This window comes from Halomonas sp. CSM-2 (assembly GCF_002119345.1).
GTDB lineage: Bacteria > Pseudomonadota > Gammaproteobacteria > Pseudomonadales > Halomonadaceae > Vreelandella > Vreelandella janggokensis.
Window position 1 is genome coordinate 77127 of sequence record NZ_NBYR01000015.1, and the last position, 16017, is coordinate 93143.

General features: G+C 64.3%; 14 protein-coding genes. 13 read left to right on the plus strand and 1 reads right to left on the minus strand.

Translation table 11 applies throughout. From position 1 onward, the window contains the following. Positions 1-221 precede the first annotated feature (221 nt). From B7L15_RS14020 to cobJ, 9 genes are read left to right on the plus strand one after another with little or no spacing between them, the layout of a single operon-like run. The gene (locus tag B7L15_RS14020) at positions 222-1940 is read left to right on the plus strand and encodes an AAA family ATPase (RefSeq protein WP_085919571.1); all 1719 of its coding nucleotides are present in this window, start codon (positions 222-224) and stop codon (positions 1938-1940) included. Beyond that, entirely contained in the window at positions 1937-2530 is a 594-nt protein-coding gene (cobO, locus tag B7L15_RS14025) for a cob(I)yrinic acid a,c-diamide adenosyltransferase (RefSeq protein WP_074396058.1), read from the plus strand. The genes B7L15_RS14020 and cobO overlap by 4 nt, the downstream gene beginning before the upstream one ends. Next, positions 2530-3903, plus strand: coding sequence for a cobyrinate a,c-diamide synthase (locus tag B7L15_RS14030; RefSeq protein WP_085919572.1), 1374 nt, complete (start codon positions 2530-2532; stop codon positions 3901-3903). The genes cobO and B7L15_RS14030 overlap by 1 nt, the downstream gene beginning before the upstream one ends. Further along, complete coding sequence (gene cobW / locus B7L15_RS14035) at positions 3890-4987, plus strand: cobalamin biosynthesis protein CobW (protein WP_085919573.1); 1098 nt, start codon at positions 3890-3892, stop codon at positions 4985-4987. The genes B7L15_RS14030 and cobW overlap by 14 nt, the downstream gene beginning before the upstream one ends. Further along, a complete protein-coding gene (gene cobN / locus B7L15_RS14040) occupies positions 4987-8838 on the plus strand; it encodes a cobaltochelatase subunit CobN (protein ID WP_085919574.1) in 3852 nt (1283 codons plus the stop codon). The genes cobW and cobN overlap by 1 nt, the downstream gene beginning before the upstream one ends. Further along, complete coding sequence (locus tag B7L15_RS14045) at positions 8828-9979, plus strand: cobalamin biosynthesis protein CobG (protein WP_085919575.1); 1152 nt, start codon at positions 8828-8830, stop codon at positions 9977-9979. The genes cobN and B7L15_RS14045 overlap by 11 nt, the downstream gene beginning before the upstream one ends. Next, a complete protein-coding gene (locus tag B7L15_RS14050) occupies positions 9963-10592 on the plus strand; it encodes a precorrin-8X methylmutase (RefSeq protein WP_085919576.1) in 630 nt (209 codons plus the stop codon). The genes B7L15_RS14045 and B7L15_RS14050 overlap by 17 nt, the downstream gene beginning before the upstream one ends. Next, entirely contained in the window at positions 10589-11314 is a 726-nt protein-coding gene (gene cobI, locus B7L15_RS14055) for a precorrin-2 C(20)-methyltransferase (protein ID WP_085919577.1), read from the plus strand. The genes B7L15_RS14050 and cobI overlap by 4 nt, the downstream gene beginning before the upstream one ends. After that, on the plus strand, positions 11311-12105 hold the full coding sequence (cobJ, locus tag B7L15_RS14060) for a precorrin-3B C(17)-methyltransferase (RefSeq protein WP_085919578.1): 795 nt from the start codon (positions 11311-11313) through the stop codon (positions 12103-12105). Before cobI ends, cobJ begins: the two co-directional genes overlap by 4 nt. Here cobJ and B7L15_RS14065 read toward each other — a convergent pair. Then, entirely contained in the window at positions 12048-12794 is a 747-nt protein-coding gene (locus B7L15_RS14065) for a cobalt-precorrin-6A reductase (protein ID WP_085919579.1), read from the minus strand. The genes cobJ and B7L15_RS14065 overlap by 58 nt on opposite strands. Between B7L15_RS14065 and cbiE the strand changes: the two genes are divergently transcribed. From cbiE to cobF, 4 genes are read left to right on the plus strand one after another with little or no spacing between them, the layout of a single operon-like run. Beyond that, positions 12787-14040: a precorrin-6y C5,15-methyltransferase (decarboxylating) subunit CbiE gene (cbiE, locus tag B7L15_RS14070; RefSeq protein WP_085919580.1), complete on the plus strand. Its 1254-nt coding sequence runs from the start codon at positions 12787-12789 to the stop codon at positions 14038-14040. The genes B7L15_RS14065 and cbiE overlap by 8 nt on opposite strands. Then, on the plus strand, positions 14037-14456 hold the full coding sequence (locus B7L15_RS14075; protein WP_085919581.1) for a cobalamin biosynthesis protein: 420 nt from the start codon (positions 14037-14039) through the stop codon (positions 14454-14456). The genes cbiE and B7L15_RS14075 overlap by 4 nt, the downstream gene beginning before the upstream one ends. Beyond that, positions 14453-15256 carry a precorrin-4 C(11)-methyltransferase gene (gene cobM, locus B7L15_RS14080; protein ID WP_085919582.1) on the plus strand — a complete coding sequence of 268 codons (804 nt, stop codon included), beginning with the start codon at positions 14453-14455 and terminating at the stop codon, positions 15254-15256. Before B7L15_RS14075 ends, cobM begins: the two co-directional genes overlap by 4 nt. Next, positions 15253-16017: a precorrin-6A synthase (deacetylating) gene (cobF, locus tag B7L15_RS14085; protein WP_085919583.1), complete on the plus strand. Its 765-nt coding sequence runs from the start codon at positions 15253-15255 to the stop codon at positions 16015-16017. Before cobM ends, cobF begins: the two co-directional genes overlap by 4 nt.

The window sequence follows — 16017 nt, forward strand, 5'->3', positions numbered from 1 at the left end:
CGTCAGCTGATATACGCCTTCGCAAAGTTAATAGCTTGTAACAAATTGGCCTCGCCGCCATGCCTTCCTCTATACTGAACACCTTTTATATTCCCACTTCTTTATGAATGGTTTTATTATCCCTCAGCTAATTGCCATGAATCATATTCAAGTCTCGCAGCCATCAAATCAACTGGCGGATGTTGACCGGCTGACCGGCTTGGCCAGCACGGGAGGTGCCGGTGAGTGAGTTTCCCTTTGCGGCGGTGGTGGGCCAGGAAGCGCTGAAAACCGCGCTGATCCTTAATGCCATTAATCCGCGTATCGGTGGGGTGCTGGTTAGTGGGCCAAGAGGTAGCGCCAAGTCGACCTTGGCAAGGGCTCTGGCCGCTATTTTACCTGGCGATAGCGACGGGCAGCGTGCTCCTTTTGTGACTCTGCCCCTGGGCGCCAGTGAAGACAGGCTGGTCGGCAGTCTGGATCTGCAAAAGGTGCTGGCCAATGGCGAAGCCACCTTTCATGCCGGGCTGCTCGCTAAAGCCGATGGCGGCGTGCTGTATGTGGACGAGGTCAATCTGCTGCCGGATACACTGGTCGATTTGCTGCTGGATGTGGCCGCCAGCGGAACGAACATCGTCGAGCGCGACGGTATCAGCCACTCCCACCCGGCGCGCTTCAGCCTGATTGGCACCATGAACCCGGATGAAGGCGAGCTACGCCCGCAGTTGCTGGATCGTTTTGGGCTGTGTATCGACCAGGCCGCGAGCATCAGCGTGGAAGAACGTATCGCCATCGTCCAGCAGCGCGAAGCCTTTGACCGCGACCCTGCGGGGGCGGCCCGTGGCTTCGAGGAGGCCCAGGCCGCACTGACCGAGCGGATTCATCAGGCCCAGCGCCATCTGGTGGATGTCATTACCCCGTCATGGGTGTATCACACCATCGCCTCGCGCTGTGAAACCGCCGGTGTGGAAGGGTTGCGAGCCGACGTCACCTGGCACCGCGCCGCTCGTGCCCACTCCGCCTGGCGCGGTGCAAGCGAAGTGGCGCAGCAGGATATCGATACCGTCGAGCCGTGGGTGCTGGACCATCGGCGCACCCAATCGCCCGAGCAAACCCCGCCGTCTTCGCCGCCGAAGGCACCACCTTCGGGAGGCGAGGGCGGTTCGTCATCAACGACTAATACGTCGACCAGCGGATCATCCGAGCAGCGCGGCGAACAGGGTCAGTGGGGCGCCATGCCGCCCCAGGCTCAGTCAACCATTCAGCAGGCAGTGCCTGAACTGGCGAATACGCCAAACGGTGTTGGTCAGGCGAAAACGGCGATGACTTCGGCGTCCGGTGAAAAAGGGCAGGTATCAGGCAAGGGACGCTCGCGGACTGAAACGTCCCGTCTGGACGGCTTTGGCACCCTGATCGCCAACCGCGGGCAGTGGCCCTGGCGAACGCTTAAAATGCGCAAGACACAGGCCGGGCAGCCAAGGGCGCACCTGGTACTGCTGGATACCTCCGGCTCCACCCTGGGGCAGCGCCTGCTGGGCCAGGCAAAGGGGCTTGTGGAAGCGCTGGTGCGCCAGGCCTACGCGGCACGCGAACAGGTCGCCGTCGTCGGGTTCGGCAACGGCGGCGTGGTGCCTCTGCTCTCCCGGCAACGTGCACCCAAGCGTGTAGAGGCGGCGCTGGAGGCCGCCACCGGCGGCGGCGGCACGCCGCTGCGCGAGGCGGTGATCGAGGCCAAACGTCTGATCCATCAGTGGCAGCGCCGCGAGCCCGGGCTGCACATCCGCACCTATCTGATTACCGACGGCCGTACCCGCGAATCCGTCGCCGACCTTGGCCCGCTGGGCGACTGCATCCTGCTGGATACCGAGTCATCGAAAATCAAGCGCGGCCAGGGCGCACGCATCGCCCAGCAACTGGGGGCGCGCTACGCGACACCTTTTTCTGGACAGGAAACGCCATGACTGACGATCGCCATACCCACCGCATGCAGCGCAAAAAGGACGTGGTCGACGAGCGCATCAGCCGCGCCACGGAAGAGCGCGGCGTGTTGATCCTGCTGAAAGGCAACGGCAAGGGCAAAAGCAGCTCGGCGCTTGGCACCATGGCGCGGGCGCTGGGTCACGGGCAGCGCTGCGCGGTGATCCAGTTTATCAAGGGCCGCCGTGAAACCGGCGAATACCTGTTTTTCCGCGACCAGCCCAACCTTGACTGGCACATCATGGGTCAGGGGTTTACCTGGGAAACCCAGGACCGCGAGCGCGATATTGAAGCTGCCCAGTCGGCCTGGGCGGTGGCCAAGGGTCTGCTCGAGAACCCCGACTACCACCTCATCGTCCTCGATGAAATGAGCTACATGTTCAAGTACGGCTATCTCGACCCGCTGCCGGTGGTCGAAGCGCTTAACCAACGTCCCGCGCATCAAAATGTGATCATTACCGGGCGCACCATGGCGACGCCGCTTCAGGAAATCGCCGACACCATCAGCACGGTGCAGGACGAGCGTCACGCCTTTCGTGGCGGTGTTAAAGCCCAGGCGGGGATCGAATACTGATGAGCACACCCACTGCAAGCTGCCCGGCGCTGTTTATTGCCGCGCCTTCTTCCGGGCAGGGCAAGACCACCTTTACCGCCGCGCTGGCCAGGGCGCTGCGCAACCAGGGCAAGGTGGTGCGCGTGTTTAAAACTGGCCCCGACTACCTGGACCCCCAGGTATTGGCCCAGGCCGCTGGCCAGCCGGTGGATCAACTGGACCTGTGGATGGCGGGCGACGCCTACTGCCGCCAACGCTTTTATGAAGCCGCCCAGACGGCGGACATGATCTTGGTCGAAGGCGCCATGGGGCTGTTTGACGGCGAGCCTTCCAGTGCCGACCTGGCCGCCCGGTTTGGCTTGCCCATGGTGGTGGTGATGGACGTCAAAGGCATGGCGCAGACCGCGGGCGCGCTGCTTGCGGGCCTTGCGGGCTTTCGCGACGATATCCGCATTGTCGGGCTTATCGCCAACAGTTGCGGCTCCGAGCGCCACCGCGAGCTGATCGAGACAACCCTGCCGACAGACATCCCGCTGCTGGCTGCCATTGCGCGTAACCCGGAGCTTTCACTGCCCGAACGCCATCTAGGACTGGTGCAGGCCGACGAGATTCGTGACGACCTGGAAGAACGCTTTGAAAAGGGCGCCCGTGTTATCGAGGCGGAAAACCTGCCGCAAACGCTACTCGCTCTGCCGCCGGTGACGTTTTACGCCGCGCCAGAAGTCGCCACGGCGTCGTTACCGTCGCTTGCCGGGCTTACCATTGGTGTAGCCAAAGACGCCGCGTTCAGCTTTATTTACCAGGCCAACCTGGACCTGCTCGAACAGATGGGCGCCAAGCTGCGCTTTTTCTCGCCGCTTACCGACAGCGCCTTGCCCAGCTGCGATGCGCTGTGGCTACCCGGGGGCTACCCGGAAATTCACGCCGCGACCCTGGCGGCGAATGCGGCCATGCACGCGGCGATCAGGCAGTTTTTTGCCGACGACAAACCGATTCTTGCCGAGTGCGGCGGGCTGCTTTATTGCCTGGAAACCCTGACCGACTACGACGACACCACCCACACCATGCTGGGCCTGCTACCAGGGCAGGGCGCGATGCGCGGGCGTCGGGGCTGCCAGGGGATGCAAACCGCCGCGTTGCCCGAAGGCCCGGTGCGCGGCCATGCCCACCACCGTTCGATGGCCGAGGGAACGCCTGAGCCCATCGCCCATGGCGAACGCCAGCGCCACCCCGCGCCGGGGGAGGCCATTTTTCGTGAGCGTGGATTGACGGCCACCTACTTGCACCTGTTTTTTGCCAACAACCCTGCCTCGATCGCGCTGCTGTTTAGCGGCAAAGCGTCGCCAGCGCGTCAGCCTATCGATTCTGAGGACGAGACCCATGCAGTTAAATAAGATACCCGCCACCGTGGTCACCGGCTTTTTGGGCAGCGGTAAAACCACCCTGCTGGCAAGCATTCTGCGCCAGGTCACCGGCAAGCGAATTGCCGTGATCGTCAATGAATTCGGCGAGCAGGACATCGACTCAAGCCTGCTGCGCGGCTGTGCCCTCGACTGCGAAGACGGTCAGGCGGTGGAAGGCGACGACAGCGGCATTTTCGAACTGGCCAACGGCTGTATCTGCTGCACCGTAGAAGAGGAATTTCTACCGGTGATGAAAAAGCTGGTCGCCCGCCGCGACGATATCGACCATATTCTGATCGAAACCAGCGGCCTGGCGCTGCCCAAGCCGCTGGTGCAGGCCTTCAACTGGCCGGAGGTGCGCCAGCACTGCACCGTCGATGCCATCATTACGGTGATCGATGGCCCCGCCGTGGCCTCTGGCCGCTATGCCAGCGATGTTGCCAAGGTAGAAGCCCAACGTCAGGCCGACGAAAGCCTGGATCACGACCCCAGCCTGCAGGAGCTGCTTGACGACCAGCTAAGCGCCGCCGATCTGGTGCTGGTCAGCAAGACGGACCTGCTCAGCCCGGACGACAAGGCGCGGGTAGAGGCGTTGATTCAGGCGCGTGTGCCGGAATCGGTGAAGTACCTGTTTGTCGACCAAACCCTGGCCACCAACACCGTACAGCTCGAAGCCCTGATGGGCATCGGGGCGGCCAGCGAAGCGAGTATTGACCTGATCACCAATCACCACGACAAGCATCACGCTGAGGGCGCGCATCACGACCATGCCCACGACAACTTTGATTCCTGCGTGATCAGCCTGGGCGAAGTCGACGGCGACCTGCTGGCGGCCAAGCTGCAGCACATTGTCAAAACCCAGGAAATCTACCGCGCCAAAGGCTTCGCGGCGATTCCCGGCAAGCCGATGCGCCGGGTGATCCAGGCCGTTGGTGAGCGTCTGGATGGCTACTTCGACCGCCTCTGGGCGGAAGGTGAAACGCGTCAAACCCAACTGGTCATCATTGGCAAGTCGCTGGACAGCGGCGCGCTGCGTGAAGCGCTTGCCGAAGCAGAGGTAACAACAGCCGCCTAATGCATCTTTTTGCCGCCAAACCCGGTGGCTTTGTTGATGATGATGGCATTGTCGATCTTCAACAAAGCCCCGCGGATGTCGTGATTCTCTCGGCCGCCGACAGCAACCTCTCGGCCCTGGCCCAGGCGATCGATCGCCTGGGCGAGCGCTATCCGTCGGTGCGTCTGGCCAACTGGATGAACCTGGTCAAGCCCGCCGCCTACGACCTCTACGAGGATCGGGTGCTGGAAAAGGCGCAGCTGGTGGTCGTGTCGATGCTGGGCGGCCAGGCTTACTGGCAATACGGCTACGAACGCCTGCTGGCCTGGCGGAATGCCAAGCCCGGCCGCCAGTTGATTCTGGTGCCCGGCTGCGACGCCCCGGACGATGCGCTGCTGGAAGCCTCGAGCGTCGACTATGACAGCGCCTATCGGGTATGGCGCTACCTGCGCGAAGGCGGCGTGGATAACGCCGAGCAGCTGCTGCGCTACCTGGGCAGCGAGTGCCTGGCGTTGCCCACCACCTGGAAGGAACCCAAGGTGGTGCCCGCGGCGGTGATCTATGCGCCAAGCGATGCCGCAAGCCAGACGGGGCGCCAGGTGATGAGCCTGAGCGAATGGCGGGCCAACCAGCAGCCGGAACGGCCGGTGTGCCTGCTGCTGTTCTACCGCAGCCACCTGCAGGGCGCCAATACCCTGGTCGTCGACGGCATGATCGAAGCGCTTAAAGGGCAGGGACTCGAGCCACTCGCCATCGCCGTTGCCTCCTTGAAAGAGGCCGACTGCATTGCGTTTATCAATCACCTGATCGAGCAGACCGGCGCCATGCTGGTGGTCAACACCACCAGCTTCTCGATCAACCGCAATTCCGACGACACCTACCCGCTGGGCGGGGCGATTCCCGAGAGCGTGTTCGTCGGCCAGCCGGTGATCCTGCAGGCGATTCTTTCCAGCAGCACCATGGAGGATTGGCAGGCCTCGGCCGCCGGGCTGAGAAGCCGGGATGTGGCGATGCAGATTGTACTGCCCGAAATGGACGGCCGGGTGATCACCCGTGCCGTGGGGTTCAAGGCTGAAGCGCTGTATAACGAACGCAGCCAGCTGTCGGTGACCCACCACGCCCTGCACCCGGAGCGCGCTGAGTTTGTCGCCAAACTGGCGCGGCGGTTCTGCCACCTGCGCTCCACCCCCAATCACGCCAAACGGCTGGCGCTGGTGCTGGCCAATTACCCCAATCGCGATGGCCGGATTGGCAACGGCGTGGGGCTGGATACTCCGGCCTCAACGTTGCAGATATTAACCGCGCTGCAAACAGCGGGTTACCCGGTCAGCGACCTGCCCGACAGTGGCGATGACCTGATCCGCCTGCTGCAGGGGGCGGTGACCAATGACCGCGATGTCATCGACCAGCGCATGTGCTGGCAAAGCATCAGCGTTGACGACTACCTGGCCTGGTTTCAAACCCTGCCCGCCGAACTTCAGGAAACGGTATGGACGCGCTGGGGCGCGCCCGCTGATGACCCTAAATGCCGTCAGGGGCGGCTGATGATCTCGGGTATCCGGCTGGGGGAGACCTTCGTGGGTATCCAGCCCGAGCGCGACTTTATCGAGGACCTGACCCAGTCCTACCACGATATGCAGCTGGCGCCGCCGCACAGCTATCTGGCGTTCTACTTCTGGCTGCGCGAGCACTACCAGGTGGAAGCGGTGATTCACGTGGGCAAGCACGGCAACCTTGAATGGCTGCCGGGCAAAAGCAGCGCCTTGAGCGCCGACTGCTGGCCGGATATCGCGCTCGGCCCGGTGCCGCATTTCTACCCGTTTATCGTCAACGACCCGGGCGAGGGCGCCCAGGCCAAGCGGCGCAGCCAGGCGGTGATTATCGACCACCTGATGCCACCCCTGGCCCGCGCCGAGCTGTATGGCGACATGGCCAGGCTGGAAGCGCTCACCGACGAATATTACCAGGCGCTGGATATGGACCCCCGGCGCGAAGCGTTAATCCGCGAGCAGATTCTCGATCACCTGCGCGAGACCGGCATCGACCAGGAGCTGACCAAAGCGGTCGACAGCCAGGACGAAGCGCTGATCCTGAACGAGCTGGATACCTTCCTATGCGACATCAAGGAATCGCAGATTCGTCACGGCTTGCACGTGCTCGGCACGCTACCGCCCCAGGATAAAGTGGTCGGCACTCTGGTGGCGCTGCTGCGCTTGCCGAGGGGCGAGAGTATTGCCCAGCGCGGCTTGCTGCATAACCTGGCCGATGACCTGGCCCTGCAGGGCGAAGGCCAAGCGCCCTTTGACCCACTGATGGCCGACGCCGACCCCTGGAACGGGCCTCGGCCGAACGTGCTGCGCGAGCTGGATAGCGCCGCCTGGCGCAGCGGCAACGACACCCGCGAGCGGCTGGAGGCGCTGGCCCACCAGCTCGTCGAGGCGTACGTGGTCGCGCCGGGCAGTCTGGAGGTGTTGGCCGCCAATTATCCTGCCACCGCCGAGCAGCTGCGCTACGCCCGGGACCAGCTTTGGGTCGCGCTTCAGCAGAGTGCCGAGCTGGAAATCAGCTCGCTGCTGGAAGGCCTGGATGGCCTGTTTGTGCCGCCGGGGCCGAGTGGCGCCCCCAGCCGTGGGCGGCTGGACACGCTGCCCACCGGGCGCAATTTCTTCAGCGTGGACAACCGCTCGATTCCATCGCCCGCTGCCTGGACGCTGGGCGAAAAATCCGCCCAGGCGTTTGTCGAGCGCTACCTGCAGGATAACGGCGACTATCCCCGCTGCCTGGGGCTCTCCATCTGGGGCACCGCCACCATGCGCACCGGGGGCGATGACATTGCCCAGGCCTTTGCGCTGATGGGCGTGCGCCCCATCTGGTCGCTGGGCTCCCAGCGGGTGATCGATATCGAGGTGATTCCCTCGATGCTGCTCAACCGCCCGCGGGTGGATGTCACGTTGCGGGTTTCCGGCTTCTTCCGCGATGCGTTTCCCAACGTGATCCGGCTGTTCGATGCGGCGGTACAAGCGGTTGCCAGCTACGCCGAACCGGGCAACAGCAACACCATTCGTGATGCGGTGATGGCCCGCCAGCAGGTGCTGGAAAACCAGGGGCTGAACCCCGAAATGGCCGCCCAGCAGGCGGGCTATCGGATCTTTGGCAGCAAGCCGGGGGAGTACGGCACCGGCCTCAACCGGCTGATCGACAACGGCGCCTGGGAAAATGCCGATGACCTGGCACAGGCCTACCTGGACAACGGCGCCTACGCCTACGGGCAGTTTGCCGAGTCTGGCACTGCCGCTCCGGAGGCCTTCGAGCAGCAGCTTAAAGGCCTGGAAGCGGTGATGCAGAATCAGGATAACCGCGAGCACGATATCCTGGATTCCAACAGCTACTACGCCTTCCAGGGCGGCATGGCCAACGCCAGCCGGTCGCTGAGCGGGCAAGCCCCGGTGATCTACCACGCCGACCACGCCAACCCCGCCCAGCCCAAGATTCGCACGCTGAAAGAAGAGCTGGCCAAGGTGATTCGCTCGCGGGTGCTCAATCCCAAGTGGATCAACGCCATGCGCGAGCATGGCTATAAAGGCGGCTTCGAAATGGCCGCCACGGTCGATTATCTATTCGCCTACGATGCCACCACCGACCTAGTCGCCGACTACCAGTACGCCCAGGTGACCGACACCCTTGTGCTGGACGACGCCAACCAACAGTTCCTGCGCGAGCATAACCCCTCGGCGCTGGAAGAAATGGCCGAACGCCTGCTCGAAGCCGCCCAGCGCGGCATGTGGCAGGCGCCCGGTGAGCAGGGCGACGCGTTGAAAGACCTGCTGCTGGAAATGGACGAGGCCAAGGAGGTCGCGGCGGATGTCGGCTGAGCCTCGCATCAAGGGCTGGTGCCCCGGTGCCTGGCAGCCGATGGCAACCGGCGATGGCTTACTGGTGCGCGTGCGCCCACGGCTGGGCCAGCTTGAGCGTGGTCAGGTACTGGCGCTGTGCGACGCGGCGGAGGCCTACGGCAGCGGCTTGATTGAACTGACCAGCCGCGCCAATCTGCAATTGCGCGGCGTCACCGAGGCGAGCTGGCCAGCCCTGATGGAGACCCTGGTCGCCCACGAATTGATTGACGCCGACCCGGAAGCGGAGCGTCGCCCGCAAATTCTATTGGCCCCCGGCTGGCAAGCGGGAGACGATACCCATAAAATCGCCAGCGCGCTTGACGACCGCTGGCAAGAATTGCCGGTGGTGCCCGCCAAGGTCGGGACCGCCATTGATGCGGGCAAGGCGCCGGTACTGGGCGATGCCTCGGCGGACTTTCGTGTCGAGCGCGCCGAGTCGGGCGGCCTGCTGGTGCGCGCCGACGGTTATTCGTTGGGCACCGCAGTGCGCTCGATTGACGCCGCCGTGGCACAGCTTATCCGCTTGGTGGCATGGTTTGTCGACAGTGGCGGTTGGGACAGCAAACGCATGCGGCGCCATCATGTGCCGCTGCCTGACTGGGCCCCGGCCAACGCACGGCCCGCTGCAACGGGCAGCCAATTGCCTCTGGGCAAGCACGAACACGGCGCGGTGTATGGCCTGCCGTTTGGGCGGGTGCCCGCCAAGGTGCTGAGGGCTGCGGTGACGCCTGCCGACGTTAACGCCCTGCAGGTGACGCCCTGGCGGCGTGTCTGGGTCGCAGGCGCCAGCGCCGAGGCCATCGACGGGTTGATCAGCGACGAACAGGACGCCCGCCTGCGGATTGATGCTTGCCCCGGTGCGCCTTATTGCGAGCAGGCCAGCGTTGCCACCCTGCCGCTTGCCGAGCGACTGCGTGGGGTTACCCAAGGCTCGGTGCATGTATCCGGCTGCGCCAAGGGCTGCGCCCGGCGCTCACCGGCCGACGTGTGTGTGGTCGGCCAGGCCGGTAGATTTGACCTTATAATTAACGGCCGTGCCGATAGCACGCCGGTCAAGACAAACCTCACGGAGACTGAGGTAATCGCTTATTTGGAGAGTTTAGGTGCCCCACATTTATGAAACCGACGGCCCGGCGATTTACCGGGAGTCCTTTGCCACTATTCGCCGTGAAGCAGACCTGGGGCGGTTTTCTCGCGATGAAGAGCCGATTGCCGTGCGCATGATTCATGCCGCCGGTCTGGTAGAGCTTGCCGCCTCGATACATTTTGCAGGCGATGTGATCAGCCACGCCCGCAAAGCGCTCGAAGCCGGCGCACCGATTTTATGTGATGCCCGCATGGTGTCAGAAGGCATCACGCGTAAACGCCTGCCCGCGGATAACCCGATTATCTGCACGCTGAATGACGAGCGCACGCCCGCACTGGCTAAAGAGATGGCCAACACCCGCTCGGCGGCGGCGCTTGAACTCTGGCGCCCGCACCTGGAAGGCGCGGTGGTGGCGATTGGCAACGCGCCCACGGCGTTGTTTCATCTGCTCAATATGCTCGAAGACCCTGACTGCCCGCGGCCCGCCGCGATTATTGGCTGCCCGGTGGGCTTTGTCGGCGCGGCGGAATCCAAACAGGCGCTTTGGGAGAGCCAGGTGAGCCCCTGCTGCACGGTGCAAGGGCGTCTGGGTGGCAGTGCCGTGACCGTCGCCGCCCTCAATGCCATTGCGGACCGAACAGAATGACCCAGGGAATCATCTACGGGGTCGGCCTTGGCCCGGGAAGCCAGGACTTGATGAGCGTGCGCGCCGACCGCCTGATCCGCGGCGCCTCGCACGTGGCCTACTTTCGCAAGAAGGGGCGTACCGGGCATGCGCGCAGCATCGTCGAGGGCATGCTGGCCCCCGAGGTCACCGAGCTTGCCATGGAATACCCGGTGACCACGGAAATCCCCTTCGACGACCCGCGTTATAACGAGTTGCTGGCCAATTTTTACCAACGCAGCGTGGCGCTGCTGATCGAGCTGGCTGAGGCTGGGCGTGATGTGGTGGTACTTTGCGAAGGCGACCCGTTCTTCTACGGCTCCTTCATGCATCTTTATACCCGGCTACTGGACCACGTGCCGGTCTCCGTGGTGCCGGGGATCACCGGGATGTCGGCGGCCTGGACCGCCACCGGCCAGCCGATCACCTGGGGCGACGATATCCTCACGGTGGTCATGGCCACGCTGCCGGAGTCGTCCCTGGCCGAACGCATTGCCGAGACCGACGCTCTGGTGGTGATGAAAATCGGCCGCAACCTGGACAAACTGCGCCGGGCGCTTGCCCACGCCGGGCGCGAGGACGAAGCCTGGCTGATCGAATACGCCGCCATGCGCCAGGAACGGGTCCAGCCCTTCAAGGACGTGGGCGAGAGCGTGCCCTACTTCTCGATTGTGCTGATTCATGGCCATGGGAGGCGCCCATGAGCGGCTGGCTGAAAATCGTCGGCTTGGGGCCGGGCAGCGACACACTGGTAACTCCCGAGGTGTCGGCGGTGCTCGCCGAGGCCACCGATGTGGTGGGCTATGTGCCCTACGTTGAGCGGGTCGCGCCCAGGGCCGGGCTTGTGCGCCACGGCTCGGACAACCGGGAAGAAATCCAGCGGGCCGAGCAGGCGCTGACGATGGCCGCCGATGGTCGTCGCGTGGCGGTGGTGTCCTCCGGCGATCCGGGCGTGTTTGCCATGGCCTCGGCGGTGTTTGAAGCCTTGGAAGCAGGCGATGCCCAGTGGCGCTCGCTGGACGTTCAGGTACTGCCGGGGATTTCCGCCATGCTGGCCGCCAGTGCCAGCGTCGGCGCGCCGCTGGGGCACGACTTCTGCTGCATTAATCTATCCGACAACCTCAAGCCCTGGGCGCTGATTGAAAAGCGCCTGCGCCTGGCCGCCGAGGCCGACTTTGCCATGGCGTTCTACAACCCGCGCTCCAGGGCGCGGCCAGAAGGCTTTGTGCGTACCCTGGAGGTGCTGCTTGACGCCTGCGGGCCGGAAAGGCTGATCATTTTTGCCCGCGCTGTCTCGACTCCGGATGAGTCGATTCGCGTGACCACCCTGGGCGAGGCGACGCCGGAGATGGCAGACATGCGCACCCTGGTCATCGTGGGTTCCAGCCAGACGCGGCGCATTGAAAGAAGCGGCCATGAACCGAGCGAACCCTGGGTTTATACCCCTCGCTCGGTGGGCGCCAAAAGCCAGGCCAGCACGTCATCTAGGGCGTGACATTCCCGGCGTGAGGGCAGCCTAGGCCGCTCGATCATCACCACCGGCAGGCCGAGCGTGCGGGCGGCGGTGAGTTTGGACACCGCGCCGTCGCCGCCGGCGTTTTTGCACACCAGACGCTCAACGGCGTGGTCCTTGAGCAAGGCCAGATCGCCCGACGTGGTAAACGGGCCGCGCGCGACGGTGATAGTCTGGTGGGGCAGCGGTATCGGCTGCTCGGGGTGATCGACCAGCCGCAGTACATAGTGATGCTGGGGCATCGCGGCAAAGGCTTCCAGGTGTTGGCGCCCGATGGCCAGCATGATGCGCTGGGGCGGGCCGTCCAACTGGTCCACTGCCTCGTCGATGCTGGCAGCGTGCGTCCAGTGATCGCCGGGCTGGGGTTGCCAGGCCGGGCGGGTGAATGCCATCAGGGGAATATCGCATTGCGCGGCAGCGGCCAGCGCGTGGCGGCTCATCTGCTCGGCGAAAGGGTGGGTCGCGTCAATCAGGTGGGTGATGCCCGCTTGCTTAAGGTAGTCGACCAGGCCAGCCACGCCGCCAAAACCGCCAACACGCGTCGGCAAGGGTTGCGCCTTGGGGGTGCTGACCCGCCCCGCATAACTATAGATGGCCGGGATAGAACGCTCGGCCAGCAGGCTGGCCAGGGCGCTGGCCTCTGAGGTTCCGCCAAGAATCAGGATGTTCATAGTGGTTAACGGTAACGAGGTTCCCTGGCTGACGATAATAGGCTGGGGGGAGAGTGGCACACAGGGTCTCACGGCGGCAAGCCGCGAGGCGTTAGCGCGTGCCGAAGTCGTGTTTGGCGCCCGCCGACACCTGCGCTTGCTCGCCCCCCTGAGCACTGACTTGAACGCCGACCTGCAAGCCGATCTGAAAGATAAGCTGCGTGAATGGCCGGTGCCGTTTGCCGACGGCATCCCCCAGCTACTCGCCGAGCGCGGCCGCCGCGTGGTGATGCTGGCCTCCGGCGACCCCTTCTGGTTTGGCGCGGGCACCTCCATCGTTAGCCACCTTGATCCCCAGGAATGGCAGGCACTGCCGTCGCCCTCCACGTTCAGCCTGGTGTCTTCCCGCCTGGGCTGGCCGCTTCAGGACTGTACCTGCCTGGGCCTGCACGCCAAGCCGTTAACCCGCGTTCGCCCTTACCTGCATCCCGGCAGGCGCGTGCTGGTGTTGGTACGCGACGGTGACGCGGTAGCGGAGCTTGCCCAGTGGGTCTGCCAATTCGGCTTTGCAGACTCAAAACTAACGGTGCTGGAAGCCCTGGGCGGCGAGCACGAACGGGTGCGTGCCTTTCCGGCAGCGGCGACGCTTCCCGATGACATCACGCATCCGGTCGCGGTAGCGCTTGAGGTTGCAGGCGAAGGGCCCGCATTGCCGCTGACGCCTGGGTTACCTGATAGCTTTTTCGAGCACGACGGCCAGATCACCAAACAAGCCATTCGCGCCATGACCCTGGCCGCGCTGGCGCCCAAGCCCGGCGAGCGGCTATGGGATATCGGCACCGGCTCGGGCTCGATTGCCATTGAGTGGCTGCTCGCTCACCCGGATAATCAGGCGGTGGGCTTTGAGCAAAACGCAGAACGGGCAGCAAGAGCGCGCAGCAACGCAGAGAACCTGGGCGTTGATTGCCTTGAAGTAAAAGAAGGCAGCGCGCCGGACGTACTGAACGATACGCCGCTGCCCGATGCGGTATTTATCGGCGGCGGGCTATCCCAAGCGCTGTTGGACGACCTATGGCAGCGCCTGCCCGAAGGGGTGCGCGTCGTCGCTAATGCGGTGACACTTGAATCCGAAGCGTTGCTGGCGCAATGGCAACAAAAAGCAGGTGGCGAACTGATGCGCCTGGAACTTGCCAACGCTGCCCCCATCGGCACCCGCCGCGGCTGGAAAGCCAGCTACCCCATCGTGCAGTGGCGGGGCGTTCGATGAAGGCGCAGACGCTGCATGTCGCCGGATTTGGCTTTCGCCGCGAGGCCACGCTTGCCTCCCTTGGTCAGGCGCTGGATCAGCTTGCCGAGCAGTACGGGGCTATTTACCAATGCGGCGCTGGCGCTATCGATAAGCTGGCAGCGGCTCGCTCCATGCTGCCACTAGTCGAAGAGCTAGGACGACTGCGCAACATCGAAGTCATCACCGTAGCGGACGCCGAGCTGCCGACGGTGACAACGCTGACTCATTCCGCGCAAAGTTTACAGGCCCGCGGTACGGGCAGCGTGGCTGAGGCCGTGGCGCTACTAGCGGCGGGCCCAGGGGCAACGCTGCTAGGGCCCCGGATAATCTCAGCGGATAGGCAGGCCACCGCCGCCCTGGCGTTGTCAGAAGTACCAGAAGGAATCACAGAATGACCGTTCATTTCATCGGCGCCGGGCCAGGCGCCCCGGACCTGATTACGCTGCGCGGCCGCGACCTGATTGCCGCGAGCCCGGTGTGCCTCTACGCAGGTTCGCTGGTGCCGCAAGAACTGCTTGAGCATTGCCCGCCAGGCGCGCGCATCGTCAACACCGCGCCGCTGTCGCTGAACGAGATCATCCAGGAAATCCAGGCCGCCCACGCGGCTGAGCAGGATGTCGTGCGGCTGCACTCTGGGGATGTATCGGTATGGTCAGCGGTGGGGGAGCAGACCCGCCGCCTGCGTGCCCTCGAGATTCCCTACACCATCACCCCCGGCGTGCCCGCCTTTGCCGCCGCTGCGGCCAGCTTGGGCCAGGAGCTGACCCTGCCGGGCGTGGCGCAATCGGTAGTGCTGACGCGTACCTCCGGGCGCGCCAGCGCCATGCCGGACAACGAAACCCTGGCCAACTTTGCCCAAACCGGCGCGACACTGGCGATTCACCTGTCGATTCATAACCTCGCAAGCGTGGTGGCGTCGCTTATGCCGTACTACGGCGGTGACTGCCCCGTGGCCATTGTGTGGCGAGCCAGCTGGCCCGATGAAAAAATCATCAGAGGGCGCCTATCCACCATTGAGGCGTTGGCCGCCAACACGCTGCAACGCACGGCGTTGATTCTGGTGGGGCCGGTGCTCGAGAGCCAGGACTTCCAGGAAAGCGCGCTGTACGCCGTGGGCTACGACCGCCGTTTTCGGCCACAGTCCGCGGACTCGCCGTTTGCCAACCTGCCAGACGAGGAGGGCCGGGACGGATGACGACGCTTTCGCTGATCGGCATCGGCACGGGCAACCCAGACCACGTCACGCTTGCCGCCGTGCGCGCCCTCAACGACGCCGACCTGATCCTGCTGCCGCGCAAAGGCGAAGCCAAAAGCGACCTGGTCGACCTGCGCCGCCTGCTGTGCCAGACCCTGCTGCGCGAGCCCGAGCAGGCTCAAATCGTCGAGTTCGATTTGCCTAAGCGAGGCGAGCGGGGCGATTACCTGGGTGCCGTCGATGAATGGCACCACGCCATTGCCGAGATGTGGGCGTCGCTGATGGCACACCACCTGCCCGAAGGCGGGCGGGTCGGCATGCTGATCTGGGGCGACCCCTCGCTTTACGACAGCAGCCTGCGCATCGCTGAACGCCTGTCTGCGGCCGGGCGAGAGGTCGACGTCGAGGTGGTGCCAGGCATCACTAGCCTGCAGGTACTCACCGCCGAACACCGCATACCGCTGAACGCGCTCGCCGAGCCCATCCAGATCACCACCGGCCGCCGCCTGCGCGAACGCGGCTGGCCAAGCGATGCCGCCACCGTCGCCGTCATGCTCGACAGCGGCGGGGCGTTTACCGCGTTGCCCGCCGACGATACCTACATCTGGTGGGGCGCCTACCTGGGCATGGAAAAACAGTGCCTGATCAAAGGCTGGCTAAGCGAGGTCGGCGACGAGATCATCCAACGCCGCGCCAACCTGCGCGAACAACACGGCTGGATCATGGATATCTACCTGCTGGCCAAACAGCCGCTGATATAA

Coding starts and splice junctions, on each gene's coding strand:
- cobF (WP_085919583.1), top strand. CDS start 15,253: ATGACGACGCTTTCGCTGATCGGCATCGGCACGGGCAACCCAGACCAC.
- cobO (WP_074396058.1), top strand. CDS start 1,937: ATGACTGACGATCGCCATACCCACCGCATGCAGCGCAAAAAGGACGTG.
- cbiE (WP_085919580.1), top strand. CDS start 12,787: ATGTTCATAGTGGTTAACGGTAACGAGGTTCCCTGGCTGACGATAATA.
- cobM (WP_085919582.1), top strand. CDS start 14,453: ATGACCGTTCATTTCATCGGCGCCGGGCCAGGCGCCCCGGACCTGATT.
- cobI (WP_085919577.1), top strand. CDS start 10,589: ATGACCCAGGGAATCATCTACGGGGTCGGCCTTGGCCCGGGAAGCCAG.
- B7L15_RS14065 (WP_085919579.1), bottom strand. CDS start 12,794: ATGAACATCCTGATTCTTGGCGGAACCTCAGAGGCCAGCGCCCTGGCC.
- cobN (WP_085919574.1), top strand. CDS start 4,987: ATGCATCTTTTTGCCGCCAAACCCGGTGGCTTTGTTGATGATGATGGC.
- B7L15_RS14030 (WP_085919572.1), top strand. CDS start 2,530: ATGAGCACACCCACTGCAAGCTGCCCGGCGCTGTTTATTGCCGCGCCT.
- cobJ (WP_085919578.1), top strand. CDS start 11,311: ATGAGCGGCTGGCTGAAAATCGTCGGCTTGGGGCCGGGCAGCGACACA.
- cobW (WP_085919573.1), top strand. CDS start 3,890: ATGCAGTTAAATAAGATACCCGCCACCGTGGTCACCGGCTTTTTGGGC.
- B7L15_RS14075 (WP_085919581.1), top strand. CDS start 14,037: ATGAAGGCGCAGACGCTGCATGTCGCCGGATTTGGCTTTCGCCGCGAG.
- B7L15_RS14045 (WP_085919575.1), top strand. CDS start 8,828: ATGTCGGCTGAGCCTCGCATCAAGGGCTGGTGCCCCGGTGCCTGGCAG.